At 56.1% G+C, this 23,979-nt stretch carries 28 protein-coding genes, 2 tRNA genes and 1 pseudogene; 26 read left to right on the forward strand and 5 right to left on the reverse strand.

Annotated elements, in window-relative coordinates:
• The first annotated feature begins 42 nt into the window (after positions 1-42).
• From K5E40_RS25285 to K5E40_RS35165, 8 genes are all read left to right on the forward strand, one after another.
• Positions 43-118 (forward strand) — tRNA-Phe (locus K5E40_RS25285).
• Positions 119-326: 208 nt separating this feature from the next.
• Positions 327-1,535 carry an integrase arm-type DNA-binding domain-containing protein gene (locus K5E40_RS25290; protein ID WP_221733154.1) on the forward strand — a complete coding sequence of 403 codons (1,209 nt, stop codon included), beginning with the start codon at positions 327-329 and terminating at the stop codon, positions 1,533-1,535.
• On the forward strand, positions 1,532-2,053 hold the full coding sequence (locus K5E40_RS25295; protein ID WP_221733155.1) for a hypothetical protein: 522 nt from the start codon (positions 1,532-1,534) through the stop codon (positions 2,051-2,053). Before K5E40_RS25290 ends, K5E40_RS25295 begins: the two co-directional genes overlap by 4 nt.
• 70 nt (positions 2,054-2,123) lie before the next feature.
• Entirely contained in the window at positions 2,124-2,354 is a 231-nt protein-coding gene (locus K5E40_RS25300) for an AlpA family transcriptional regulator (RefSeq protein ID WP_221733156.1), read from the forward strand.
• Complete coding sequence (locus K5E40_RS25305; protein ID WP_221733157.1) at positions 2,355-2,660, forward strand: helix-turn-helix domain-containing protein; 306 nt, start codon at positions 2,355-2,357, stop codon at positions 2,658-2,660. It abuts the gene before it with no gap.
• 3 nt (positions 2,661-2,663) lie between these two features.
• The gene (locus tag K5E40_RS25310) at positions 2,664-2,804 is read left to right on the forward strand and encodes a hypothetical protein (protein ID WP_221733158.1); all 141 of its coding nucleotides are present in this window, start codon (positions 2,664-2,666) and stop codon (positions 2,802-2,804) included.
• A 223-nt stretch (positions 2,805-3,027) separates the two neighbouring features.
• The gene (locus K5E40_RS25315; RefSeq protein WP_221733159.1) at positions 3,028-3,453 is read left to right on the forward strand and encodes a hypothetical protein; all 426 of its coding nucleotides are present in this window, start codon (positions 3,028-3,030) and stop codon (positions 3,451-3,453) included.
• A 312-nt stretch (positions 3,454-3,765) separates the two neighbouring features.
• On the forward strand, positions 3,766-4,386 hold the full coding sequence (locus K5E40_RS35165; protein ID WP_260456030.1) for a hypothetical protein: 621 nt from the start codon (positions 3,766-3,768) through the stop codon (positions 4,384-4,386).
• 61 nt (positions 4,387-4,447) lie between these two features.
• Here K5E40_RS35165 and K5E40_RS25325 read toward each other — a convergent pair whose 3' ends face one another.
• On the reverse strand, positions 4,448-5,107 hold the full coding sequence (locus K5E40_RS25325; RefSeq protein WP_221733160.1) for a hypothetical protein: 660 nt from the start codon (positions 5,105-5,107) through the stop codon (positions 4,448-4,450).
• Between the two features lie 213 nt (positions 5,108-5,320).
• Here K5E40_RS25325 and K5E40_RS25330 point away from each other — a divergent pair, with 213 nt between their 5' ends.
• Both K5E40_RS25330 and K5E40_RS25335 read left to right on the forward strand, forming a co-directional pair.
• Positions 5,321-5,557: a helix-turn-helix domain-containing protein gene (locus K5E40_RS25330; protein WP_221733161.1), complete on the forward strand. Its 237-nt coding sequence runs from the start codon at positions 5,321-5,323 to the stop codon at positions 5,555-5,557.
• A gap of 370 nt (positions 5,558-5,927) precedes the next feature.
• The gene (locus K5E40_RS25335) at positions 5,928-6,272 is read left to right on the forward strand and encodes a hypothetical protein (RefSeq protein ID WP_221733162.1); all 345 of its coding nucleotides are present in this window, start codon (positions 5,928-5,930) and stop codon (positions 6,270-6,272) included.
• Between the two features lie 13 nt (positions 6,273-6,285).
• On the opposite strand, the gene K5E40_RS25340 is transcribed toward K5E40_RS25335, so the two are convergent.
• On the reverse strand, positions 6,286-6,567 hold the full coding sequence (locus tag K5E40_RS25340; RefSeq protein WP_260456031.1) for a YceK/YidQ family lipoprotein: 282 nt from the start codon (positions 6,565-6,567) through the stop codon (positions 6,286-6,288).
• Between the two features lie 126 nt (positions 6,568-6,693).
• On the opposite strand from K5E40_RS25340, the pseudogene K5E40_RS35170 reads away from it, so the two are divergent.
• From K5E40_RS35170 to K5E40_RS25350, 3 genes and pseudogenes are all read left to right on the forward strand, one after another.
• A pseudogene (locus K5E40_RS35170) lies at positions 6,694-7,126 on the forward strand (alpha/beta hydrolase); the annotation flags it as partial.
• A gap of 28 nt (positions 7,127-7,154) precedes the next feature.
• Complete coding sequence (locus K5E40_RS25345; RefSeq protein WP_221733163.1) at positions 7,155-7,568, forward strand: hypothetical protein; 414 nt, start codon at positions 7,155-7,157, stop codon at positions 7,566-7,568.
• Between the two features lie 6 nt (positions 7,569-7,574).
• The gene (locus K5E40_RS25350; RefSeq protein ID WP_221733164.1) at positions 7,575-8,033 is read left to right on the forward strand and encodes a hypothetical protein; all 459 of its coding nucleotides are present in this window, start codon (positions 7,575-7,577) and stop codon (positions 8,031-8,033) included.
• 83 nt (positions 8,034-8,116) lie between these two features.
• On the opposite strand, the gene K5E40_RS25355 is transcribed toward K5E40_RS25350, so the two are convergent.
• The gene (locus K5E40_RS25355; protein WP_221733165.1) at positions 8,117-8,443 is read right to left on the reverse strand and encodes a hypothetical protein; all 327 of its coding nucleotides are present in this window, start codon (positions 8,441-8,443) and stop codon (positions 8,117-8,119) included.
• 339 nt (positions 8,444-8,782) lie between these two features.
• Positions 8,783-10,174, reverse strand: a complete 1,392-nt coding sequence (gene gabP / locus K5E40_RS25360) for a GABA permease (protein WP_221733166.1) — start codon at positions 10,172-10,174, stop codon at positions 8,783-8,785.
• Between the two features lie 554 nt (positions 10,175-10,728).
• Between gabP and K5E40_RS25365 the strand changes: the two genes are divergently transcribed.
• The 13 genes from K5E40_RS25365 (at position 10,729) to K5E40_RS25425 (ending at position 22,691) form a co-directional block, all read left to right on the forward strand.
• A complete protein-coding gene (locus tag K5E40_RS25365) occupies positions 10,729-11,502 on the forward strand; it encodes an ABC transporter ATP-binding protein (RefSeq protein WP_221733167.1) in 774 nt (257 codons plus the stop codon).
• Between the two features lie 13 nt (positions 11,503-11,515).
• Positions 11,516-12,262: an ABC transporter substrate-binding protein gene (locus K5E40_RS25370; RefSeq protein ID WP_221733168.1), complete on the forward strand. Its 747-nt coding sequence runs from the start codon at positions 11,516-11,518 to the stop codon at positions 12,260-12,262.
• A gap of 78 nt (positions 12,263-12,340) precedes the next feature.
• Positions 12,341-13,036, forward strand: coding sequence for an ABC transporter permease (locus tag K5E40_RS25375; protein ID WP_221733169.1), 696 nt, complete (start codon positions 12,341-12,343; stop codon positions 13,034-13,036).
• Positions 13,033-13,722, forward strand: a complete 690-nt coding sequence (locus K5E40_RS25380) for an ABC transporter permease (protein ID WP_221733170.1) — start codon at positions 13,033-13,035, stop codon at positions 13,720-13,722. The genes K5E40_RS25375 and K5E40_RS25380 overlap by 4 nt, the downstream gene beginning before the upstream one ends.
• On the forward strand, positions 13,703-14,938 hold the full coding sequence (locus tag K5E40_RS25385; protein ID WP_221733171.1) for a methyltransferase: 1,236 nt from the start codon (positions 13,703-13,705) through the stop codon (positions 14,936-14,938). Before K5E40_RS25380 ends, K5E40_RS25385 begins: the two co-directional genes overlap by 20 nt.
• Positions 14,939-15,283: 345 nt before the next feature.
• Complete coding sequence (locus tag K5E40_RS25390) at positions 15,284-16,120, forward strand: FkbM family methyltransferase (RefSeq protein WP_221733172.1); 837 nt, start codon at positions 15,284-15,286, stop codon at positions 16,118-16,120.
• A gap of 75 nt (positions 16,121-16,195) precedes the next feature.
• Positions 16,196-16,271: transfer RNA gene (locus K5E40_RS25395), tRNA-Thr, on the forward strand.
• A gap of 164 nt (positions 16,272-16,435) precedes the next feature.
• Entirely contained in the window at positions 16,436-17,764 is a 1,329-nt protein-coding gene (locus tag K5E40_RS25400; protein ID WP_221733173.1) for a phage integrase central domain-containing protein, read from the forward strand.
• A gap of 903 nt (positions 17,765-18,667) precedes the next feature.
• On the forward strand, positions 18,668-19,648 hold the full coding sequence (locus tag K5E40_RS25405; protein WP_221733174.1) for an integrase domain-containing protein: 981 nt from the start codon (positions 18,668-18,670) through the stop codon (positions 19,646-19,648).
• Positions 19,645-19,920: a hypothetical protein gene (locus tag K5E40_RS25410; protein ID WP_221733175.1), complete on the forward strand. Its 276-nt coding sequence runs from the start codon at positions 19,645-19,647 to the stop codon at positions 19,918-19,920. The genes K5E40_RS25405 and K5E40_RS25410 overlap by 4 nt, the downstream gene beginning before the upstream one ends.
• 216 nt (positions 19,921-20,136) lie before the next feature.
• A complete protein-coding gene (locus K5E40_RS25415; protein ID WP_221733176.1) occupies positions 20,137-20,661 on the forward strand; it encodes a TIR domain-containing protein in 525 nt (174 codons plus the stop codon).
• A 6-nt stretch (positions 20,662-20,667) separates the two neighbouring features.
• Positions 20,668-21,858 (forward strand): toll/interleukin-1 receptor domain-containing protein, encoded by a 1,191-nt coding sequence (locus K5E40_RS25420; RefSeq protein ID WP_221733177.1) that lies wholly within the window; start codon positions 20,668-20,670, stop codon positions 21,856-21,858.
• Positions 21,855-22,691, forward strand: coding sequence for a hypothetical protein (locus K5E40_RS25425; protein WP_221733178.1), 837 nt, complete (start codon positions 21,855-21,857; stop codon positions 22,689-22,691). Before K5E40_RS25420 ends, K5E40_RS25425 begins: the two co-directional genes overlap by 4 nt.
• A gap of 130 nt (positions 22,692-22,821) precedes the next feature.
• Here K5E40_RS25425 and K5E40_RS25430 read toward each other — a convergent pair whose 3' ends face one another.
• Complete coding sequence (locus K5E40_RS25430) at positions 22,822-23,727, reverse strand: toll/interleukin-1 receptor domain-containing protein (RefSeq protein ID WP_221733179.1); 906 nt, start codon at positions 23,725-23,727, stop codon at positions 22,822-22,824.
• Positions 23,728-23,979: the final 252 nt, after the last annotated feature.

Raw genomic sequence — 23,979 nt, forward strand, 5'->3', positions numbered from 1 at the left:
TCGTTGACGAGAATCCGAAAAAACCTTTTAATGCGCCCCGTTGCCCAGATAGCTCAGTCGGTAGAGCAGGGGATTGAAAATCCCCGTGTCGGCGGTTCGATTCCGTCTCTGGGCACCATTGATTAATTTCAGGTGGTGCCAAAACCACCCGAAAGCCCCAAAGAACCCGCCTAGTGCGGGTTTTTTGTTTTCTACGGTTCCCATACCTTCCCTTGTAAGCCCAAACGTATGTGCGTAGATTTGTGAGTAGAGCCGGTTCGGTCTAAAAATCTACTCACACCTCGCGAGCCAAGCCCTTGCCAGGTGGGGCCTGCGAGGGAGCTGCTATGCCGCTATCAGATACCACCATCCGCACCGCCAAACCGACCGAGAAGCTTTATCGCCTCACGGACGCCAACGGGCTGTGCCTGGAAGTGGCGCCGACCGGCTCCAAGTTGTGGCGCTATCGCTACCGCTTCAACGGCAAGGCCAAGATGCTTGCACTTGGCACCTACCCCGCCGTCACCCTGCTAAAAGCTCGCCAGCGCCGCGACGAGGCCCGCCAACTGCTAGTTGATGGCATTGATCCAGGCGAACAGAAAAAAGCCACCAGGCAAGCGCAGAAGGCCGAAGGGCTGACTTTCGAGACAATGGCCCGCGAATGGTTTGCCTACAACGCCCCGCGCTGGGCAGAAAGCACCACCTACAAAGCCAAGCTATATCTGGAAAACGACTTAATCCCCAATATCGGCTCGCGACCACTGAAAGCCATCACCCGCCCGGAGCTGGTGGAACTGGTGCGCACGGTCGAAGCCCGCGGCACCCTCAACGCCGCCGGCAAGATTCGCCAATGGCTACATCAGATATTCCGCTTTGCACTGGCCAAAGGGGCCGTAGACGCCAATCCTGCCACTGACTTGAGTGTGGTTGCAGCACCCGCAAAGGCCGCTCGCCATCATCCGCACGTCACCTTTGCCGAACTTCCCGAACTGCTGGGCAAAATCGACACCACCAACATCAACATCCTGACCCGCTGCGCCATTCGCTTGCTGACGCTAACCGCTGTGCGCCCCGGCGAACTACGCGCCGCGCCCTGGTCTGAGTTCGACTTAAACGCCGCCACCTGGACAATCCCAAAAGAGCGCATGAAAGCGCGCCGCCCGCATGCGGTGCCCCTGCCCCGCCAAGCCATTTCCATCCTGCGCCAGCTCCAAGAAATCACCGGGCATTACCCGCTGGTGTTCGCCGGCCAGCAAAATCCGGCCCGTCCAATGAGTGAAAACACTGTCAACAAGGCATTGCGCCTAATGGGCTACGAAGGCCGCCAGACCGGCCACGGTTTTCGTCATCTGCTGAGCACAGAATTAAACGGGCGCGGGTACAACAAAGACTGGATAGAGCGCCAACTGGCCCATGGCGATAGCGACGAAATACGCGCCACCTACAACCACGCCGCCTACTTGGAGCAACGCCGAGAAATGATGCAAGCCTGGGCTGATTCGATAGATGCCCTGTGTGCCGGTGCCAATGTGGTGAACATCAAGCGGAAAGCATGACCGGGGTAATGCCAATGACAGAGCGGTTTGATGCAAATGATCTGCTGACACCGGCACAGGCAACAGAACTACTAGCACACCGAGCTATGAAAAATGGCGAGGATCTGGCAGACGCGAAAGGTCGCTGGCGCAAGCGCATAGAAGCGGCCTATGGACAGGGCAAGTTAGAGCAGATCAACCGCAAATATCGTTGTGGTGATTTGCTGGAGTGGGCAAGGGGCCTAAAACGATCAGTCCCAGCAAATTGGCTGAGCCGCCTTAACGACCTTCCACTTCCAACTCTATCTGGAGAGGCAAAAATACAGATCCGAGCGGAGGGTGAAGGTCTTGTTATCCCTGCTTTACCCCAAACGCTTGAAGAAGCACACGCCCGAATCATTCATCTCCACGGGGTAATAGAATCGAAACAGCTTGAGATAGATGGGCTGAAACCAGACGCTGATCGCTATAGAGCGAACTGCGCAACAAATACGAATAACGCTCGCCGAAAGAGGAAATTGGCGGAGGACAAAAACTAGCGTTGTAGATCCTGAACCTCCACCAATAATGACGAAGCCATGACCCAACACCTCCCAAGGAGACGACATCATGGCCGCACCAACCCAAGCAGTTCTCGCAGAACAGTCCCGCCGCTTCATCAAACTGCGCGAAGTCAAAGCGCTGACCACTCTATCCACATCTGAGCTTTACCGGCGCATTGCCGCTGGAACTTTCCCTGCGCAAATCATGCTTGGGCCTAAGTCTGTTGTTTGGATCGAAGCTGAGGTGCTGGCGTGGTGCGATGAACGCATTGCCGCCAGCCGTGGGGAGGTCGCATAAATGGACGCAAAAAAAAGCGCCAACCAAACGGCCAGCCCTATCAAATCACCCAACAATGATACCAGCACCAGCGCACAACGCGCCCGCCTGCTGAGCCGCCTACAAGTCGAACCAATAGACACAATCGCAGCTCGTGGCGAGTTGAACGTGATGTCTCCAGCACCACGAATCAAAGAGCTACGCGAGCAAGGGCATCCCATCAAAACCCACCGAATCACCCGAATGGATGAGCACGGACGCACGCACCGACGCGTGGCCCTGTACTACCTAAGCACCAGCACCGCCCCCGTCCAAGCCGAGGTTTAACCCATGCAAATTCAAAACGGCGCTAACCCGCCGACGCCGAAGGCTTGCCCAAATTTGGCTTACCGCTACCTGTTCACCCTGGCACCGGCTGGTGCTGAGCTGGTGTTATTGATCGCTATCGAGGTGGCCTTATGGATTGTGTGACTCAGCTCCGCGACGCGCTACAGGCCGCGCTCGGGCCGCTTGATTGGCTGCCAGAGCCAGACGGCGATATCCATCGCCTCCACGTCCCGAGCGATAAGCAAGGCACCTGCAATGGCTGGTATTTGTTATCCGCTGGCTCGCCCCCTGCTGGCTGCTTTGACAGTTGGCGTAAGTCGGGATTATTTACGGCTGGTACGGCCCATCTCTTCGGCTGGACTTAATCATGGCCAAGTCCTACGGGAAATCCAAAGGCCGTAAGGAAGCCGGTGGGTTCTCGATGTTCCTGCACGTTGTCGAGGATCACCCGGACTTTCAAAGTTTGTCCGGTAGCGCGCTCAAGGTGTTGCACAGCCTTGTTCGTCAATACAACGGCAGAAACAACGGCAACTTATCCGCGACGATAACGCAGCTCAAGCCACGCGGCATTGCATCAACCGCAACGCTCACAAAGGTGCTTAGCGAACTACAAGATAAAAACCTAATCGTCCGCACCCGCCAAGGGCGCTTTATCAACCCAGGGGGGCGCTGCGCTCTTTATGCCGTCACCTGGTATGCAATCGACGACTGCCCCGGCGCAGACCTAGAGATCAAATCGACCAACGCGCCACCACGATGTTTTGCCACCAAAAGAGCAGAACGCCCGCTTTAACTATTGAAGCGAGTCGATTCACTTATTGAAGCTGGCAGCGGGAAAAAAGGCTTAAAAGCAGCGAAATACAGACGAAATACGGAACCACCTGCTTTAGATATTGAACCGATGGTGGGGGTTAGCCTGCTTTAAAAAGTGAAGCCCTTTATAGATATACCAATGGGTGTTGTCTGTGCCGGTGCAAAGCATCACGCAATGAGCAGGCAAGTCAGCTTTGCCGCAGCCAGTGCGTGACCATTCCCTGAACCTCAATTTGAGGGGGCGCAGGACGAAAACACCTTTTCAATTTCCCAATTGATTTAGGTTCACTAAATGAGCAGACGTAAGGAAAAAGACGCGACCGAGGATTACCGAGCGCTCGACGTTCGAGCACTGCATCGTGCCGGTGTGCTGGTGGCTGGCTGGAGCGGTAATTGGCAATGGTCACGCAACGGCGGAGTGCGGGCGAAAATTGGCGTCACTGTCGAAAGCTTGACCCGGCTGCACCTGTGCTATCAGGCCACGAGCAGGGGCCAAGTAGAGGCGAAGGACTACGTTGTGCCGGTAGTCTGGACGTCTTGTCACCTAGGCGGCAGTCGCCCATGGTTTAGCTGCCCAAGCTGTGGCCGCCGAGTAGCAAAATTGTACGGTGGCGTCGTGTTTGCCTGCCGCCACTGCTGGCGCTTGAACTATGCGAGCCAGCAGGTCAGTACGCGCGACCGAGCTGCCGATCGCTCGTGGAGTCTGCGCCGCCGCCTCGGTTGTGATGAGGGATTTTTATCCATGCCAGCCGAGTACATATGTAAGCCAAAGGGCATGCACTGGCGGACGTTCAATCGCAAAATTGCACTACTCAAGCAAGTGGATGCCGGCGCCCTGGCAGACGCAGAGGCCATGCTCGCCAGCATCGACCGCAGATTGGGCACGTTGGGTGCGGCACTATTTCAACGCTGACTCACCCACACCGAATGAGTCAGCCGCCAATGGGCGATCGCAGCGTTCACGACCAGTAGGCTTAGTGGCAATTTGTCTGGACCATCGACCCGTAAGAAGAGCTTGTACAACTTATGTTCTTGCTGGCTGCATTATTCATCCGATCAAGGTTTTGATTATTGCTGTCGTTGATCATCTGGATGGCTCCCATGGCATTTTTATCTGAAGCCTCTCGCCGCTGTTGAGCCAAAGCAGCCTCTGTACGCTCATCACTTGCGGCACTGGACAACTCTTCGCGCTTATCTTCAGCACTCTGCTGCTGCAGCTGAAGCAAGCAATTGCCAAATTCAGGGGTGTTTGGCGTGAACCCGAAGTCCTGCTGACATGTTGCTTTGGCGTTCTGAATATTCGCCTTCATTTGCTGCCTTTTGGTGTCGGCCATTTGCTGTTGTTTTAGCTCTTCATCCTTCGCGCTGATGCACTGGAAATTCAAATCAGCCTTTGCGTAACGAGCCATTCCAGATGGCTCAGACGTTACTTTACCAATTACGGGTGGGGCGCCATTGTCTTGACAGAATTGGTCGATTTTTCTACGGCAAGTTTCGATCGCATTATCCGCTGAGAAATCAAAAAAACTCCCGATGGCACTGCATTCGTAACGATCTGCACTTAGCGTGTTAATCGTGCCGGAGGCACAGCCAGCCAAAAGCGCAAATGCTCCAGCAGCAAAAATAATCTTCATTTCTTTCTTCCTGAATGATCGGACAACTGAAAACGCGCAGTGAGCTTGTCGCTGCCTACCATGGAGGAGAACGATTAGCACTCACCAAGAACATACTAGGGGTGCCATGGGAGCAGCGGCGTTGCCGCTCAAATGGCACAAGCAAAAGAGATTCAAAAGCGGTAGATCGATACTCTGTAGATGCTAACACGAGGGGCAGGCACCCTATCAAGCATGACATCTGCCTCCCCCACCTCCGCTCGGCATCGCATATCTGGCAACCTCAAGCGCCTGCGCCTTGAGCGCGGACTAAGCCAGGAAAAAGCTGCAGAGCTTGCCGACTTTCACCGCACCTACGTTTCTCAACTAGAACGCTGCGTCACCAACATCAGCATTGATGGTTTGGAACGTTTGGCTTTCGCACTCGACGTGGATGTTGTGGACTTGCTACAGCCTACTGACGATCAATAACGTAACCGGTGACAGCCTTCCTCTGGAGTTGGCCAGTCAACTATGGCTGATGCCCCTCCGGCAATCGATTAAGCCTGACGCTGATCGGAAGAAAAGCCGCCCATGAGCGAGAGGGAGAAAACGACCGACTGAGGGGCAGCAAAGTAAAAAGCGAGTAGATTTGTGAGTAGATAGAAACAAAATCCACTAACAACTCCAGATAATACGCAGCCCACAGCCAACAGTTCGATTCTGTCTCTGGCACCAAATACCGAAAACCCTGAATCGCAAGATTCAGGGTTTTTTTATGCCTGCGATTTGATGAGGACTGTTATCGACCTCTGGATTCGCGATAACTTGCCCCCCCTTACGGAAGAGGGTCACCCCGTCGATGAACCAGAAACGAACGCGCATCCCACTGCCCCATCCGCCGCCGTATCGCCCAAGCCGCGCAACTTACTGGCTGACAGTGTTCGTTGCCGTGATGATTGCTTTCGCCATCGGCGCATCGATCTACATGCTGATCGACAGCTGGGTCACTGGCTCCATCACCACCAACAATCGCGGCCCGCGCAGCACCTACACCCTGGCCCTGCAACCTCGGCGGTTTTGGTTCGAGTTCGTTTGGCAAAGCATCGGTACTGTATTTCTGCTGGTTATCGGGGTGTTCGGGCTGTGGATTTATCGCAAAGTGCAGGAGCCTGTGGAAAAACCCAAAGGCAAGCGCCAACGCTAAGCACAGGTCGCATTCAAAGAGTGTTGACGTAATCGACCGGCAGCAAGACCGTGTCCAAAGCCGCGTCTACCGGCAGAGATACGACCGTAATCAGCGGGCAGACGATCATGAAGTAGCAGATGACAGCATGTGGCATGCCGTCCCCTCCTCTCACGCCAAGCAAGTGCAAGTTGCCATCGACGCCTTTGTAGTAAGGCTCTGCAGAGTCACCGTTCAATCGCCCGATCATCGTTCCACAACCGGCCAACATCAAAACCAGACTGGCTACTGAGCCAATACGCAAAATCCCTTTCAAACCAGCGCTTCCTTACGTCACAAAACATGAGGCGCGGGATTGTACCTGCGTCCATTTCTTGCGAATGGATTATCGCTATAGCTCTTCATGACCGCGCTGCCCACGCCTGCGTCACGCAACTCTGTTTTTGGTGGCTGCGCAGCGGGACTCGGTGAATCCGGGCTGGTTATCCGACGACTGGAAGACACGCCGGCGAGTGTCGTGCGCGACTGGAGCACGCTTGCCCCGCGCTATGAACGACGCCCAAGCGGCCGGGCGATGCAGGCAAAAACTGGCCACATGCCCTTCGCCAACGTCCGTGCTAAAACCCTGGCGATCAGCATCAGCGACGACCCTTACGGCACGGTTGCGTGCCATCGAACGCCTGCTCGACTGCTTCAGCAACGCGCCAAAAACCCACTTGCGCATCGAGCCGCAGGACATCGGCGAACAACAAGTCGGACATTTCGCCTTTTTTCGCAGCGCATACCAAGCCACACTATGGCCCATCGCTCTGACCTGGCTGCAAACCGGCGAACTGGCCCCCGACACACCCGGACGGCAACTCCCGCGCAGCTGAGCCCCTCCAACGCACGATGGAACACATCATGGCCTCCGCCAACAAGCAGCAAAAACGCGCCGCCCGGGCCAAGACCAAGGCCAAGCAGAACCGCACCAAACGCGCCGAGGCGCCGGTTGAGCTCGATCCGAACGATGACCGCATTGATTTCGAGTCGGTGGACCTGACCGAGCTGTTCAAGAAAATGATCGACGCCGAGAAGATCAGCCAGCAAGCCCTGTGCACCGCGTTCCTCGAAGACCCGCTGCTGGAACTGGTCTACGAGCAGGAAGGCGAAGAAGGCTCGATGGACTTCATCCTCGCCGCGCTGATCGAGTATCGCCAGTGGTCGCAGGACACCGACGAAGCCGGCGCGCTGGCGTGGATCGAATCGCCGGCCTTCCAGGCCGACTATGTGGCAGCGTCCGACGCGATCGCTGCACAAACCCAACAGAAGAACTGAGTTCCCATGGCATCCCTGAACAAGCAACACAAACGCGCCAAACGCGCCAAGGCCAAAGCCAAGCAAATCCGTATGGTCGGCCGCAAGCCGCTGGATCAGGACGACGACCTCGGCCACCTCGCCGAGCCGATCCCGGAATACACCCTGGCGATGTTCAGCAAAATGCGCGACGCCGAAGCGGTCAGCCGTAACGAGATGCTGCTGACGCTGCTCAGGGAACTGGCGTTCATCATCGTCGACCACCCCGACCTGCTGGACATGGAAAACGCCGAAAACGAAGGCATGGCCGCCACCCACCTGGCCGCCGACATGTTGATCGACTACCGCATGTGGGCCGATGGCATGGACATCGAGACAGCCCAGGCCTGGTTGACCGAGCCACAGTTCATCACCGACTTCGGGATTGCGCTGGATACTTACGGCAAGTCGCTCGATACCGCCGAAGCGAAAGACGAGCCAGTCTGAAACGCTGAAATCTCAGGCAAAAAAAACGGGCGCAATCAGTCATGATTGCGCCCGTTTTTTTTGCCTGATCGAAGCGTTGAACCTTAGGCTGCGGCAGCGCTCAAGCGCGGGATTTCAATCCCCAGCTTGGCCGCGGCGTAATCCAGTTCACCCTTGGCGATGGATTGAGCCTTGTAGCCTGCAGCGATCAAGTCCTGCACGTACAGCTTGTTGTAGATGAACATGAACACGATATTGCTCAAGCCCAGAGTGAAGCTCGCCGCGAGAAACATGATCGCAGCCCACTTGATATCACCACGGAACAATGGCGGAAAAAAACCAAAGAAAAACACGGTCCACGAGAAGCCGATTGGCGCTTCTTTCATGGCACCGGTGTTAGGGTTTTTGAACACAACCGATGTAAACGCCATGCTTATCTCCTTGAAGCCCCAATGAGTTGGCTGAACGGCCGGGCTAACTCCATGCAGCTCTTTTTAACGGCAAGCACGCAAAATCGCATCTGTACGTAGCGTCAGATGAGGGAGCAGGCAAGGAAGAATCGTAAGCTTGAGCCAGGAAGGCTAAAGGCGTCGAACAATCCATGTCCTGAAACTCCATCGCATCCCGCAACAGCGGGATACATATTCGTCGCGCAGGCTACTATTTAGCCACCACTGTGTCCATCAAATTGCCAAGTAAAAACGACCGCGATCATCTCTGATGGCGGTCGTCTCTGTGGGTGAGCAACGTTTGGAGTGGAGTCAGAACATTCAGCGAGCCACGGCTGCGCTCAACTTCTCGTTACGACGCCGACGCGCCACCAGCAGCCCGGTAGCCACCACCAGCAGGCTCAGCAGGCCGGTCGCAAGGATTTCCACGCGGTGCGCTTCCTGGAACAGCATGATGGTCAAAGCCGCGACAATGAAGATGATCACCGCGTAGGTCAGGCCCGGGAACAGCCACATGCTGAAGACGATTTTCTCGCCGCGAGCCATGCGCTGTTTGCGCATACGCAGTTGCGAGAACGCGATGACCAGGTACACCAGCAGTGCGATCGCGCCGGAGCTGGCCAGCAGGAACTCGAACACGGCCGCCGGCGCCACATAGTTGGCGAAGGTGCACAGGAACGCCGCGCCGGTCGACAGCATCACCGCCCAGTAAGGCGTACCGCTTTTGTTGACGCGAGTCGACATGGCCGGTGCATCACCGCGCTTACCCAGGGAGAACAGCATACGCGACGAGGTGTAGAGGGCCGAGTTCAGGCAACTGGTGACAGCGACCAGCACCACGATGTCGACGATCATTTTCGCGTTCGGGATGCCCATGCGTTCAAGCACGGTCTGGTAGGAACCGAGGTTGGCCAGGGTCGGATCGTTCCATGGCACCAGAGCCACAACGATGAAGATCGATACGAGGTAGAACAGGCCGATCCGCCAGATCACCGAGTTGGTAGCCTTGGAGATTTGTTTACCCGGGTTCTTCGATTCCGCGGCCGCAATGGTCACGATTTCGGTACCCATGAACGAGAACATGGTAGTCAGGATCGCGCCCAACACCGCACCCATGCCGTTGGGCAGGAAGCCGCCGCTGTCGAACAGGTGCGAAACGCCGCTGACCTGGCTGTTTGGCAGGTAGCCAAAGATCGCTGCGAGACCGAGGGCGATGAAGCCAATGATCGCCAGCACTTTGATCAGGGCGAACCAGAATTCGAACTCGCCGTAATTCTTCACGCTGAACAGGTTGGTCACCGTCAGCAGCATGGTGATGATCAGCGCGAAAGCCCAAATCCCCACGCCTGGAAACCACGCGTGCAGGATGGTCGCGGCGGCGTTGGCTTCCAGCGGAATCACCAGCACCCAGAACCACCAGTACAACCAGCCAATGGTGAAACCGGCCCAATGCCCGATGGCACGGTCGGCGTACGTCGAGAACGAGCCGGTGTCAGGCGATGCAACCGCCATCTCACCGAGCATGCGCATCACCAGCACCACCAGGGTGCCGGCGGCGGCATAAGCCAACAGCACGGCAGGGCCGGCGGCGGCGATGGCGTGGCCGGAGCCAACGAACAGACCGGCGCCGATAACACCGGCGATCGACAACATGGTCACATGACGCGGTTTGAGCCCCTGTTCGAGGCCGTTGGAGCTTGGGGTACTGCTCATCGGAACTACCTTTGCGAGGAAAGCGATTGCGTCCGGCCCGTCTGGTTTTTTCTTTCTCGTAAAAAGAAACCAACGGGGCGTTCCTTATTCTGCACGCAATATTTGCGCCAAAATGTTTCAACCTCTTTGCTGCCGCGGCTTTGCGCGCGACCGGACGGTCATCGCAAGTCATTGAGAACAATGGCAATTCGCCAGAACGTTACCCTGCGACTCACTTTCAAGACGAATCCGCGCACCAAAAACACACTTAAAAAGTGTGGGATGCACAATAAAATGGCGAATCAGGAACGTTCGGCCGGATAGCGCTTCCAACACCCCGTCAAAGCTGGCAACATCGCGCCTTTTTTTACGCGACACCCACGGGAATCCACGTTTAAACACCCGTTCGGTTGTTGATGGGGCGACAGTCTGCTGCGCCAATGCGACAACCTGTCACATGCCACCCGTTAACCGCTCGTAGCGCTGTTGGCTGCTATTGAAACGCTATGCTAGCTTGGCCGCCTCGCCAGGAAGGCCAACCAACAGCAGGAGCGCAACATATATGAGGAACGCACATGGCTGAGGCCACGCCCGCGCTTGAAATCCGTAACTTGCACAAACGCTACGGAAAGCTTGAGGTGCTCAAAGGCATCTCGCTGACCGCCCGCGACGGCGATGTGATCTCGATCCTCGGTTCCTCCGGTTCCGGCAAGTCCACGTTCCTGCGTTGCATCAACCTGTTGGAAAACCCGCATCAGGGCCAGATTCTGGTGGCCGGTGAAGAACTCAAGCTCAAGGCCGCCAAGAATGGCGAACTGGTTGCCGCTGACGGCAAGCAGATCAACCGCCTGCGCTCAGAGATTGGTTTTGTGTTTCAAAACTTTAATCTGTGGCCGCACATGAGCGTGCTCGACAACATCATCGAAGCCCCGCGCCGTGTACTCGGCCAGAGCAAAGCCGAGGCGATCGAAGTCGCCGAAGCACTGCTGGCCAAGGTCGGCATCGCCGACAAGCGCCACGCCTACCCGGCGCAATTGTCCGGCGGTCAGCAACAACGCGCGGCCATCGCCCGCACGCTGGCGATGCAGCCTAAGGTGATCCTGTTCGACGAGCCCACCTCCGCCCTTGACCCGGAAATGGTTCAGGAAGTACTTAGTGTCATCCGCGCATTGGCCGAAGAAGGCCGCACCATGCTGCTCGTGACCCACGAAATGGGCTTCGCCCGTCAGGTCTCCAGCGAAGTGGTGTTCCTTCACCAAGGCTTGGTAGAAGAGCAAGGATCGCCACAGCAGGTGTTCGAAAACCCGCTTTCGGCGCGCTGCAAACAATTCATGTCCAGCAACCGCTAACGGAGCAACATGCATGCAGAACTATAAAAAGGTCTTCCTGGCTGCGGCCGTCACCCTCGCATTCAGCGCCGGTGCCATGGCTGAAACCCTGAAGATGGGCATCGAAGCGGCTTACCCGCCGTTCAACAACAAAGACGCCAGCGGCAACGTGGTCGGCTTCGACAAAGACATCGGCGACGCCCTGTGCGCGAAGATGAAAGTCGAGTGCACTGTGATCACTTCCGACTGGGACGGCATCATCCCGGCCCTGAACGCCAAGAAGTTCGACTTCCTGATCTCATCGATGTCGATCACCGACGAGCGCAAAGGCGCGGTGGACTTCACCGACCCGTACTACTCCAACAAACTGCAATTCATCGCGCCGAAAGATAAAGAGTTCAAGACCGACAAGGACTCCCTGAAAGGCAAAGTGATCGGCGCCCAACGCGCGACCCTGGCCGGCACCTTCATGGAAGACAACATGCCGGACGTCGAGCTGAAACTTTACGACACTCAGGAAAACGCCTACCTGGACCTGACGTCCGGTCGTCTGGACGGCATCCTCGCTGACAAGTACGTCAACTACGAGTGGCTGAAAAGCGAAGCCGGCAAAGCCTACGAATTCAAAGGTGACCCGGTGGAAGAAAGCGACAAGATCGGTATCGCTGTGCGTAAAGGCGACCCGATCCGCGAGAAACTGAACGCTGCGTTGAAGGAAATCGTCGCTGACGGTACCTACAAGAAGATCAACGACAAGTACTTCCCGTTCAGCATCTACTGATCCTGACCTGCCGGACTGACGCCGTGATCCGACGGCGTCGGCTCCCGGCCCTGCCTGCCGCGATTTGAACAGAAATCCATGATTATCGACCTCTACGGATTCGGCCCGGCGCTCGCCGCTGGCGCGCTGATGACCGTCAAACTGGCACTCTCGGCCCTGTGCCTTGGGCTGGTGCTCGGTCTGCTCGGCGCCTTGGCCAAGACTTCCCCGTACAAGCCGCTGCAATGGCTTGGCGGCTTTTATTCAACGCTGGTGCGTGGCGTCCCGGAATTGCTCTGGGTGCTATTGATCTACTTCGGTACGGTCAATCTGATGCGCGCCCTCGGCGAGTTCTTCGGCAATCCCGACCTGGAACTCAGTGCCTTCGCCGCCGGTGTGATTGCGCTGGGCCTGTGTTTCGGCGCCTACGCCACGGAAGTGTTTCGTGGCGCGATTCTCGCCATTCCCAAAGGTCACCGTGAGGCCGGCGTGGCCCTGGGCCTGTCGAAATGGCGGATCTTCACCCGGCTGATCATGCCGCAGATGTGGCGCATCGCCCTGCCGGGCCTGGGCAACCTGTTCATGATCCTGATGAAAGACACCGCACTGGTGTCGGTGATTGGCCTGGAAGAAATCATGCGTCACGCGCAGATCGGTGTGACCGTATCCAAACAGCCCTTCACCTTCTATATGGTCGCCGCGCTCATGTATCTGGGCCTGACCGTGTTGGCAATGACCGGCATGCACTTGCTGGAAAAACGCGCCGCTCGCGGCTTCGCGAGGAGCACCCAATGAACTGGGAAGTCATCATCAAATGGCTGCCGAAGCTGGCGCAGGGCGCGACCCTGACCCTGGAACTGGTGGCCATCGCCGTGATCGCCGGTCTGCTGCTGGCCATTCCGCTGGGCATCGCCCGCTCTTCGAAGCTGTGGTACGTGCGCGCGCTGCCCTACGCCTACATCTTCTTTTTCCGTGGCACACCGTTGCTGGTTCAGTTGTTCCTGGTCTACTACGGACTGGCGCAGTTCGACGCCGTCCGTAACAGCCCGATGTGGCCGTACCTGCGCGATCCATTCTGGTGCGCCACAGCGACCATGACCCTGCACACCGCCGCGTACATCGCCGAGATCCTGCGCGGCGCGATTCAGGCGATTCCACCGGGCGAAATCGAAGCGGCGCGGGCCTTGGGCATGTCCAAACCCAAGGCGATGTTCTACATCATCCTCCCGCGCGCAGCGCGCATTGGCCTGCCGGCCTACAGCAACGAAGTGATCCTGATGCTCAAGGCCAGCGCCCTGGCCAGCACCGTGACCTTGCTGGAATTGACCGGCATGGCCCGCACGATCATTGCCCGCACCTACCTGCCGGTGGAAATCTTCTTCGCCGCGGGCGTGTTCTATCTGCTGATGTCCTACGTGCTGGTGCGCGGCTTCAAGCTGCTGGAGCGCTGGCTGCGCGTCGATGCCTGCCAAGGGCGCTGACACTTCCCACGTGCTGACGGGCGAGGACCTACTCGCCCGCTTCACGGCACTGGATGCTTTTTTGATTGAGCATCAGGCACTGTGGAAACCTCGCCCCTTCACCCATCTTTCGCTCCCATGGGAAACCACCTACCCCCAATTGTCTTCGTGGCTACGCGCACGATCACTGGACGATGCAGAGCGCGCGCATAACCGGCCTGCCGATCTCGCCGAAGCCCCGGAGCCGTTCGCTGCGTTGGCAGCGTTGTCGGCTCAATTGAGTGCAGTCGGTGAGTTGCCGGGGCATACGCTGGAAGCCGCGGGGCATCGACTGAATGTCGATGTGCCGGGACGCAAGTGGCAGCAGATTGAAGCGTTTGCCAGTCGTTTGTCTTTTACCGCGCAGCCCACGCACTGGCTCGATTGGTGTTCCGGCAAGGGACACCTGGGTCGGCGCCTGCTGCGCGAAGGGCAACAACTGACCTGCGTTGAATACGATCCCTTGCTGGTCGCCAGCGGTCAGGCGTTGAGCAACCGTCATCATCTGCACGCCCTGCACATTGAACAGGATGTATTGGCGGCGGATGCAGTAACGTTATTGAACGCCGCACACACGCCCGTTGCCCTCCACGCCTGTGGCGATCTGCATGTGCGCCTGATGCAACTCGCCAGCGCCAGCGGTTGCCGACAACTCGCCATCGCGCCGTGCTGCTACAACCGGATCAGCCGCACTGCGTATCAGGCAGTGTCCTGCGCTGGTTTGGAAACCGCCCTACAGCTATCGCTGGAAGATCTGGCGCTGCCAATGAGCGAAACCGTCACCGCCGGAGCACGAGTCCGACGTCAACGCGACGCATCGATGGCTCGACGCCTGGCCTTCGACCTTTGGCAACGACAGCTACGCGGCGTCGACGAATACTTGCCAACCCCCTCACTGCCCAGTACTTGGCTGGACAAACCGTTCGCTGATTACTGCTGCGACCTGGCCTCCCTCAAAGCGTTATCCACAGTCGGTGCGCAAGACTGGCAGGCGCTCGAATCCGCCGGATGGCAGCGGTTGGCCGAAGTGCGCAATCTCGAATTGCTTCGAGGACTTTTCCGACGTCCGCTTGAGCTTTGGCTGAATCTTGATAGAGCACTTTTCCTCGTCGAGCAGGGATATGTCGTACGCCTCGGGACTTTTTGCAAGGCACCGCTTACCCCACGCAATTTCCTACTGCTCGCCGAACGCGCTTAAAAACGCCTCAGCCTGTGGATAACTCTGTTGATGGAATTCTAACGGATCCAATATCCATAGCTGTTTCGAGGCTTAAACCCTGCTGGTCATTTTTTGTTCACATTGATAAAAAACCGAGAAAACAGGGGTTTGCGCACAAAATGAGAACACCTTCACAAAAACCGACCTAAGCCGGGTACTGGGCCGCTCAGTTGTGCATAAGCCGCCAATCAAAACGACATAACTGCCGAATAACGGGCCAGCGAAGTGAATAATTGCGACCTCTCGCCAGCCTTGCTATACAAGGCCACAGCGTGCCGGTAGCGCACGGACAAAGAACAATAATCCGACGGACAGGAAGCGCCCGTGACGTTCATTTCCTACGCGCAGAATTTCGAAGACATCCGCCTATGGCGTGCACTCAAGTCGTTCGAACAGGGTTTCTATATCGATGTCGGCGCCAATGACCCGAGCCATGACTCGGTCACCAAAGCCTTCTACGACCACGGCTGGCACGGCGTTAACGTCGAACCGATGCAGAACTACTACGACGCCCTCTGCCAACAACGCCCACGCGACGCGACCGTACAATGCATCGCCAGCGACCAACCCGGCGAAGTGACCTTTTACGGTATCCCCGGCACAGGCCTCTCCACCGCAGACCCGGCCGTTGCCCAGCAGCGCAAGGACCTCGGCATGGACGTGCGCAGCCTGACCGTCGAAGCCCGTACGCTGACGTCAATCTGCGAACAGTACGTCAGCGACCGACCGATCCACTTTCTTAAAATCGACGTCGAAGGCCACGAAGAAACCGTCCTGCGTGGCATGGACTTCAACCGCTTCCGCCCGTGGATCATCGTCATCGAAACCCCATGGCAACGCGACCACACCTGGGAACACCTGGTGACCGAGGCCGGCTATCAAGCGATCCTGTTCGACGGACTTAACACTTGGTTCCTGGCCGACGAACACCTCAACCTAAAACCCGCCTTCGATATCCCGCCCTGCAACCTCGATAACTTCCAACTCTGCCAGGGCCACGCCCTCGCCCACCCTCTGAGCCCCGGCGAACTCCAAACCTCGCAACAACTCGCCGACGCTCTGCACCGCGCCGAACAAGCCGAAGCGCAACTGCTCACCCTGCAAAACAGCCGCACCGTGCGGGCGCTAAAAACGCTGCGTAATGCACTGCGCAGGGCTTGATTCGACCGAATGCAAAAATAGTCTGAATTCAGGGGTTTACAGAATTAACCCAGTCGCTATAATCGTCGCCCACACGCCGGTATAGCTCAGTTGGTAGAGCAACTGACTTGTAATCAGTAGGTCCCGGGTTCGACTCCTGGTGCCGGCACCACATTAGGCTCCATTGTATTCTACTGAATGCTCTGGAAGCCCCGAAAACCCGCCATTTGGCGGGTTTTTTCGTTCCAGGACCCTCTGTCGGGATCCAACAAAATCCCCCTTCCCCGAGGGTATGTTAGGGGTACTGCGATTTCCCGGTCAGGAGCGCGTACCCCTATGCCACGTCTTGCGATCCCCCTCAGCGACCTGCAATGCCGCACCGCCAAAACCCGCGAACGCGCCTACAAACTGTTCGACGGCGGAGGCATGTACCTTTTCGTCAAACCCAATGGCGTGAAGACCTGGCGCTTGAAGTACACCAAGCCCAACGGCAAGGAAGGTACGCTCATCATCGGCAATTACCCCATCGTTACCCTTTCCGTCGCACGACGTAAGCGAGACGAAGCCAAGGCGTTGCTGCTCGACAACCTCGACCCAATGGAAGAAAAGAAGAAGGCCAAGATCGTAGCCCAGCGGGCGGCACTGCTTTTCGAAACCGTTGCCCTGGAGTGGCACGCCGATATGTCCCGCCGCTGGACCGAAGGACACGCAAAAACCGTGATGAGTCGACTGCGTACCCACGTCTTCCCGCTGATCGGCCAACGACCCATCGCTGAACTCGATACCCATGACCTGCTAGAGATCACCCAGCGCATCAAGGAACGCGGCACCATGGACGTGGCGTTACGGGTACAGAACTACTTATCCACCATCATGCGCGGGGCCAAAAGGGCTCGGCAGATCACCATGAATCCTGCACTGGATCTGGCAGGCTCGATTCACGCGCCGCACACAGTCCATCGCCCGGCCCTCTCCCTCAACCGCCTACCCGAACTGCTGCACCGTATCGACAACTACAACGGCCGCGAGCTGACGCGCCTTGCCGTGCTGCTGACTCTGCATGTGTTCGTCCGCTCCAGCGAGTTGCGCTTCGCTCGATGGAGTGAGTTCGACTTCCAACGCGCCATGTGGGAAATTCCCGATACGCGCACACCGATTGAAGGGGTACGCAACTCCACACGCGGGACCAAGATGAACGGCGACATTCAAATGGTTCCGCTATCGCCGCAGGTCATCGAAATACTGGAGCGCCTGCGCAGCCTCAGTCGCTTTTCAGAGTTGGTGCTACCGGGCGACCACAAATACTGGAAGCCCATGTCCGAGAACACGGTGAACACCATGCTCCGCAACGTCGGCTATGACACCAGCAAGGACGTGTGCGGCCACGGCTTCAGGACCATGGCCTGTAGCGCCCTGCTGGAGTCCGGGTTATGGACCGACGCAGCCATCGAAAGACAAATGAGCCACAAGGAACGCAACCGCGTGCGCGCCGCGTATATCCACAAGGCCGAATTCCTCGAACAACGCAGGCTGATCATGGCGTGGTGGAGCAACTACATCGACGCCAACCGCCAAGGGCATGTGACACCCCACGAATTCGCTCACCCTGTCGGCGACAACATCACGGCCCTACAAAATAGCCGTGGCGCATCCAAACGTGGGTAAGCCTATGAGATCACCGTTGTCCGCCCTTCCACGCGGGTCCATCCAAGCGGGGCTGCAAAGCCGCCCTGCTTGGATGGACCTCATTTAAAAAATCTAAAGCCCACGCAATTGTCTGTGGAAAACCATAGATTTCCACCGGTGGATAATTTCATCCACAGCCGCAGAATTCCCGAAAATTCGAGCCTTGACCCAAATTATCCACAGGCGTAGAAAAGATCGGGCAAAGCGCTGTCTTTGACAGCAACCCAGGTAGCCAGAACCTTTAAGGCTACGCCACACCGTGGTGGTTCTCCCAAAGTGCGATTAGCGTCCGGCGGCTCGCACGGTCACAGCGATGTGATGGATGCCTACTTTTACCAGTGTGCCCACTGCGGCAACTCATCCCCTTTCATAGCTGCCCTGCAGCAACCTATCCGCTTGGCCATTTCCTTGCGCCAACCTGCGCCCGTCTCTTTCTCCCGGAAAGAGACGGGCGCTCCTACCGCTGCTGCAGCCCAACTCGTACAAGGCTTTTCGGCATTTCCCCTCGTGACAATCGGCGTGACAAACACCGAAGTCACCAGCAACAGCGATGCAGATGATGGTGCCGCAGCCCGAGGAATGGACTGCACCTGACTGACAGTCAGGCATGCCCCGGTCATCGCATCACTGCCTTCACCTGACTCAAGATCTCGCGGCGTCGGTCTCGTCAGCCAGCGCAGCCTCCACCCGCCCACTTCCTCGGAAGTGCTCAGGAGGCCAGATCATGAGATGCCCAAGCTCCCGGTCGTAAAGAGCCGCCAATCCCGCGTTAGTGGACAACCCTCACAGGTCGCAGGGGCCTTGATCCCTGATAACACTCAACATCCTTGGCGGGATGACGTGGGGAAAGTCTCAAGGTTTGGCTTCGAGAGGAGTTTGATCATGGCACTGGTAGGTAGACGGGACGGGCGGAATTTTGGCTATGGTCGGCAACTGAGCTATGCCGGGCCGCAAGCGCTAAAAGATCTGTTTGGCGGCGGGCACTATGGGACCGTTAAAGCGCACAGTGATCGCTGGCAGGCGTTTGTGCGTTGGTGTCGGTCGGAGGATGGACCAGGATTTAACGATGCGCGGCAGATTAATTGGCAGACCTTGCTGGACTACGCCGGACATCTGCGCCAACAAGTTGAACGAGGTGAGCTGGCCATCGCGACTGCGCAAAACCGGTTGTCCAGTGTGAATCGGACCCTGGCCGCGCTTCGCGGTGATCAGTATGTGAAAGTGCCGAGCCCGAGTAAGGCGTTGGGAATGCAGCGCACCAGTGTTCGTCAATCGGTGCCGCAAGGCCAAGACCCCGAACACGTGAAGCAGATCGTCGACGCGCTCTGCGAACACCAAATGTCGCGCCCCGTGGCCATCGTGCAGTTGGCGCGAGCCACTGGCATGCGATTGCGCGAGACCATTTTGGCCAACCTTCCGCGCCTAAAGCGTGAAGCTGAACAATTCGGCAAGATCAATATCCAGGACGGCACCAAAGGTGGCCGCTCAGGTGCCTCGGCACCTCGCTGGATTGCGGTGGATGATCATATTCGCGAAGCGCTGAGATTTGCGGAACAGGTCTCACTCGACGGTAGCCACAACCTGCTTGCGCCAAACGAAAGCTACTTCGATTTCCAACGGGAAATCGTCCGCGCCGCACGAGACCTCCTCCATAAGCACAACCTCAAAGGCTTTCATGAATTACGGGCGGCCTTTGCATGCGAACGCTATGAGCAAATCACACAGCATCCCGCGCCTATCAACAATGGCCATTGCCACCAACTCGACCGACGCCTCGATCAGAAGGCCCGAGTGCAAATCAGCTATGAACTCGGACACGGCCGTATCGACGTGGTGTCGGCTTACATTGGTGGTCGAGCATGAGCACGGCATTCGATATGGAGCTGTTCCTATCAGGTGTCCTGACCGGGTCGCATACCACACGCCAACGCCACCTTCGTCAGGCAAAGACTATCCAAGCAGCAATCGCTGATCGCTGGCAACGCGACAATCCATGGACTTGGCAGAGAAAACACCTTGCGTGGTTTTTGAATCGCCACCTAAACCAGCACACTGAATCGACGCGCTATTACTATTTGCTGACCATGCATTTACTTACTTATCGCTTAGGAAAACCCTGGCAGTTCAACCGCTAAACGAAGTCAGAAAACGGCCAAAAGCAGCCAGCCAAATACGTTTAGGAAATTAAGGGCGATTCAGACTGACCGTTGCCAAGCGGGGGGGAAAATGACAATAACAGCGGCAGCACCTGCGCAGAAACGACATAAGCTCTCATGCTGGACAACCTGAACACGGGGGAATAACGTGCGAAATCGCATTTCACCATCGACGGCAATTGCCAAGGAAAGCTAATGAGTTATGGGATTTTCGGTGCACCGGTGAAACACAAAGTATTCGTCAGTTACCATCACCACGGTGATCAGGCCTACTACAACGCTTTTTCAAACGCGTTTCACGATACCTACGACGTTATTTACGACAACTCCCTTGAACGCAGCATCGATAGCGATGACGTCAATTACGTGATGCGCCGTATTCGGGAAAATCATATCACCGGCACCTCTTGTACAATTGTGCTCGTTGGGGCAGAAAGCCCAAAGCGGAAGTACATCGATTGGGAAATCGCGGCAACGCTGGAAAAAAAACACGCCCTTATTGGTGTGCGTTTGCCGACCGCTCGAATGACTACGGACAATCAGCATGTCATTGTCCCTGATCGGCTTCACGACAATATCCGGTCCGGCTTCGCATCGTGGCTTACATGGGCACAGATTACGGCCAGCACGGCGAATCTGGAGGGCTACATTGCCGAGGCAAAAAACCGAAGTCTTACGCTCATCGATAACACTCGAACGCGCCGTGTTCGCAATGGGTGAGTTCAAATGACTGAATCGACCCGTCCTTTCCTGGTGGTGTATGTCGTCTGGCACCCGACTTTTGCCGACGGCCCTGTCATTGCTGAGATCCTTCGACAACATTTTCGTCGAAAGCTGTACGAGAATATCGCGGGAGGTACTGGGCTCAGCGTTATTTACCGATATGTTGTGGCACCGGAATCCAGCCAACCTCTGCCGATTGACCTCGCGGATTCGAACACTGCGGCCATTGTAGTCCTCGCAGACAACAACCTCGTCGGCGATGTTGCTTGGACCGATTATGTCCAAGAACTCTGTAATCGTACTGAGGAAGCAGGGTTAGGAACGAGGGTCTTTCCCGTCGAAATTGATAACGGTGTGCTAGGGCGCCTAGGAACTGATGAACAAGCGTTGCTTTGGGCGCGCTGGGAGGGGGAACTTGCCGAACGTGGCCGTCGATTGACTGCTACATTGACATACGCATTTTGCCGTTTGTTACGGCATTACCTGGAGCACCTCACGCGTCCCGAAGAGGAAGAGGAGGCACTTGAGGCCTACCTAAAGAAGGTACAAATATTCCTTAGCCATTCAAAACACGACCAGCATGGCGAGAAGATTGCCCAAAACATCCGAAGCAGGCTCTACAACACACCAGGAATGGACAGCTTCTTCGATGTCTACGACATTCCAGCAGGCCTTCATTTTCAGAAAGTACTGCTCCACAAGGTACGCGTGAGCGCGATGGTCGCCATCCACACTGATTCGTACTCGTCACGTGAATGGTGTCGCAAAGAAATTATTGAGGCAAAGCGCTGGCACGTACCTCTTGTTGTAGCCAATAGCATTAGCGACATCGACGAGCGCGGCTTCCCCTATATGGGCAACGTCCCGGTGGTCCGACTGGAACCAGGCGGTGCCGATCGCATTGACTTCGTAATTGCCCGGCTGCTTGACGAGGTTCTGAAAAACTTCCTATGGCGTTGCCGTATTGCGCTTGAGCTAGCGGACGAACACCTCGATCCCGCAGTCATTTTCGTGCCCAGACCACCAGAGCTTATTTCACTTGCGAGCCTGCCATCCGAGGCGGATGTAACAAATCCGATGATTGTTTATCCGGATCCACCACTCAGTGCAGAAGAAGAGCGGCTGTTCGCAGAGATATCTCCACGGGTTCAGCTACGAAGCCTGACGGAATGGAAAGCGGGGGCTGTGCGATGAGCTACCAAGAGGTTCTTGGGCAGAAGACCATTGCGATCTCCATTTCGGAAAGCCCAGACATGCCCGCCTTAGGCCTGGGTGACGAACATCTGCGAGATGCCATGGCCGAAATAGCTCGTCATTTGCTCGCGCTCGGGGCGAGGCTGATCTATGGAGGGGATCTACGACAGCATGGATTCAGCGACCTACTATTCGAACTTGTTGCCCGGCATCGTCGAGACGCTGACGAGGGCGATAGCCGTACCGGAGTCACGAACTATCTCGCTTGGCCAGTCCACATCCTTCAACCAGTTGCCGAACTGGAAACGCAAATCGCTGAAGTTGAAGATTCTGCTGAACTCGCTTGCCTTCGAATTGACGGTAGCGGGCTACCCATTGAGGAGCGTCGCGGCCTTCCGTCTCAAGTACCCACAGAGCAAGAGTGGGCAGATGGGCTTACGTCTATGCGTATCACCATGATGTCGGACTCCGACGCAAGAATCGTTGTTGGTGGTCGGGTAGAGGACTACAAGGGGACCATGCCGGGTATTGCCGAAGAGGCGCTTCTTTCGTTGAAGGCTGGCAAGGCGATTTTCCTGATCGGTGGTTTTGGAGGGTGCACTCGCGATATCGCCGAGACCTTAGGTCTAATACAACCTCGCCCCACATCCAATCCTGCATGGGCTCATCGCCCTGAGTTCGCAGCGTTCACTGCTGCGAACCTTAACAACGGATTGACCGACGAGGAAAATGCAACGCTCGCATATACCCCGCACATCGACCAAGCAATAACGCTCATCCTGCGTGGGATGATGCAATTGGTCAAAACAGAAGGTTCAGAGATTGCAACCTAGAGCGCAACTGAATCAGCGCACTTTAGCTACGCTACGAGTCGAACCGTCATTGTCGACTGCGGTTCATCGATCGTTGAGGCGTGACGTTTAAAGCGTCATGAGTACCCCGCCATATGACCCAAGAGCAAGGTTAAATCGGAGTAACTTGGATAGACTTAAATTTCTCCAGTTCTTCTTTTGTAGGTTTTTTTTCTGTTTGGGCGACATAGCTAAAGAAGCGTCTAAAATAGTCAGTGATATTGATAAGCTGATCTTTACCGTTATCGTTCCCCATTTTGCGAGACTTGACTAAGACCTCCGTGCTCGCACCTGTTTTGGCGTCTGAGAATGTAAAATTTTTGGTTTGAGGTGCAGGGCTGTCGAGAATCAAAAACATTTCACTCTCTGCTTTTTCAGCGAAGTCCAGCAACATAATTGCATTTGTTGTACGCCCCATCCAACCCACATCTGCATCTACGTAGCGCATTTGACGACGGGTAGAGATCTCGTTATATATGCATTGAATTTCAGTGATAAACGACATTTCCAAGTGTTCCGAACTTTGCATCAAATAATAATTAACGAAGTATTTTCCATTCAGGACGCCGTAATCACAAGACCAATCTAAGAAACCTTCAGCATCCTCCAATCGACTTTGGTCGGGATTGGAGTGTTGAGCTACAGACTCAAGAAGCGCATACATTCCCGAGTCGAAGTCAGCTCTAAAGTCCGCATGTAGCTTGTCGCGCAAAAATAAGGGTATCTTGCAATCATCTAAAAGAACAGGAATCGTTACTACACGCTTCTCATCGAGCTCCCTAAACAAACCTGCCGTTAGTTCTCTTTTGCACCACTCTGACTCAACTGATGCTTTAGACAAAATTATCAAAAGAGCACTTGCCCCCTCGATTGCTTCTTGAACTCTGCTAATTATCGAATCGCCAGCCTTGAGCTCCCACCTGTCGATCCACACGTTTGTTCGTTTCCTGAGCAGGTGCCCTGCTATTAAATCTACTTTTTCTTTATCTACGTGTGAGTAGCTTACAAAAATAGGCATATCTGCTCCATCCCTTGATCCGGCATCATGCGGGTTTCTCGTAATACCTGACTCCAACAAATTTTGCTAGCGGCACCTGTCTCGTGCGCAATCTGATTAGTCCCTGTTTTCGTACGCACATTGAATTACGGCTTTTAGCTGTGGATTCAACCGGTCGTAAGGAACCACCAGTCCAGCGTTAGCGGACAACCCTCACAGGTCGCAGGGGCCTTGATCCCTGACAACACTCAGCATTCTTGGCGGGATAACGTG

The sequence above is a fragment of the Pseudomonas baetica genome (assembly GCF_019733355.1).
Classification (GTDB): Bacteria; Pseudomonadota; Gammaproteobacteria; order Pseudomonadales; family Pseudomonadaceae; genus Aquipseudomonas; species Aquipseudomonas baetica_A.

Excerpts from the sequence above, each read along its gene's own strand:
- K5E40_RS25325 (WP_221733160.1), bottom strand. The coding sequence starts at position 5,107 with ATGAAGATTATTTTTGCTGCTGGAGCATTTGCGCTTTTGGCTGGCTGT.
- K5E40_RS25350 (WP_221733164.1), top strand. The coding sequence starts at position 7,575 with ATGGCATCCCTGAACAAGCAACACAAACGCGCCAAACGCGCCAAGGCC.
- K5E40_RS25355 (WP_221733165.1), bottom strand. The coding sequence starts at position 8,443 with ATGGCGTTTACATCGGTTGTGTTCAAAAACCCTAACACCGGTGCCATG.
- K5E40_RS25290 (WP_221733154.1), top strand. The coding sequence starts at position 327 with ATGCCGCTATCAGATACCACCATCCGCACCGCCAAACCGACCGAGAAG.
- K5E40_RS35165 (WP_260456030.1), top strand. The coding sequence starts at position 3,766 with ATGAGCAGACGTAAGGAAAAAGACGCGACCGAGGATTACCGAGCGCTC.
- K5E40_RS25430 (WP_221733179.1), bottom strand. The coding sequence starts at position 23,727 with ATGCCTATTTTTGTAAGCTACTCACACGTAGATAAAGAAAAAGTAGAT.
- K5E40_RS25410 (WP_221733175.1), top strand. The coding sequence starts at position 19,645 with ATGAGCACGGCATTCGATATGGAGCTGTTCCTATCAGGTGTCCTGACC.
- K5E40_RS25300 (WP_221733156.1), top strand. The coding sequence starts at position 2,124 with ATGGCCGCACCAACCCAAGCAGTTCTCGCAGAACAGTCCCGCCGCTTC.
- K5E40_RS25400 (WP_221733173.1), top strand. The coding sequence starts at position 16,436 with ATGCCACGTCTTGCGATCCCCCTCAGCGACCTGCAATGCCGCACCGCC.
- K5E40_RS25345 (WP_221733163.1), top strand. The coding sequence starts at position 7,155 with ATGGCCTCCGCCAACAAGCAGCAAAAACGCGCCGCCCGGGCCAAGACC.
- K5E40_RS25385 (WP_221733171.1), top strand. The coding sequence starts at position 13,703 with ATGCCTGCCAAGGGCGCTGACACTTCCCACGTGCTGACGGGCGAGGAC.
- K5E40_RS25335 (WP_221733162.1), top strand. The coding sequence starts at position 5,928 with ATGAACCAGAAACGAACGCGCATCCCACTGCCCCATCCGCCGCCGTAT.
- K5E40_RS25405 (WP_221733174.1), top strand. The coding sequence starts at position 18,668 with ATGGCACTGGTAGGTAGACGGGACGGGCGGAATTTTGGCTATGGTCGG.
- K5E40_RS25370 (WP_221733168.1), top strand. The coding sequence starts at position 11,516 with ATGCAGAACTATAAAAAGGTCTTCCTGGCTGCGGCCGTCACCCTCGCA.
- K5E40_RS25420 (WP_221733177.1), top strand. The coding sequence starts at position 20,668 with ATGACTGAATCGACCCGTCCTTTCCTGGTGGTGTATGTCGTCTGGCAC.
- K5E40_RS25305 (WP_221733157.1), top strand. The coding sequence starts at position 2,355 with ATGGACGCAAAAAAAAGCGCCAACCAAACGGCCAGCCCTATCAAATCA.
- K5E40_RS25425 (WP_221733178.1), top strand. The coding sequence starts at position 21,855 with ATGAGCTACCAAGAGGTTCTTGGGCAGAAGACCATTGCGATCTCCATT.
- K5E40_RS25330 (WP_221733161.1), top strand. The coding sequence starts at position 5,321 with ATGACATCTGCCTCCCCCACCTCCGCTCGGCATCGCATATCTGGCAAC.
- K5E40_RS25315 (WP_221733159.1), top strand. The coding sequence starts at position 3,028 with ATGGCCAAGTCCTACGGGAAATCCAAAGGCCGTAAGGAAGCCGGTGGG.
- K5E40_RS25365 (WP_221733167.1), top strand. The coding sequence starts at position 10,729 with ATGGCTGAGGCCACGCCCGCGCTTGAAATCCGTAACTTGCACAAACGC.
- K5E40_RS25415 (WP_221733176.1), top strand. The coding sequence starts at position 20,137 with ATGAGTTATGGGATTTTCGGTGCACCGGTGAAACACAAAGTATTCGTC.
- K5E40_RS25375 (WP_221733169.1), top strand. The coding sequence starts at position 12,341 with ATGATTATCGACCTCTACGGATTCGGCCCGGCGCTCGCCGCTGGCGCG.
- gabP (WP_221733166.1), bottom strand. The coding sequence starts at position 10,174 with ATGAGCAGTACCCCAAGCTCCAACGGCCTCGAACAGGGGCTCAAACCG.
- K5E40_RS25310 (WP_221733158.1), top strand. The coding sequence starts at position 2,664 with ATGCAAATTCAAAACGGCGCTAACCCGCCGACGCCGAAGGCTTGCCCA.
- K5E40_RS25295 (WP_221733155.1), top strand. The coding sequence starts at position 1,532 with ATGACCGGGGTAATGCCAATGACAGAGCGGTTTGATGCAAATGATCTG.
- K5E40_RS25380 (WP_221733170.1), top strand. The coding sequence starts at position 13,033 with ATGAACTGGGAAGTCATCATCAAATGGCTGCCGAAGCTGGCGCAGGGC.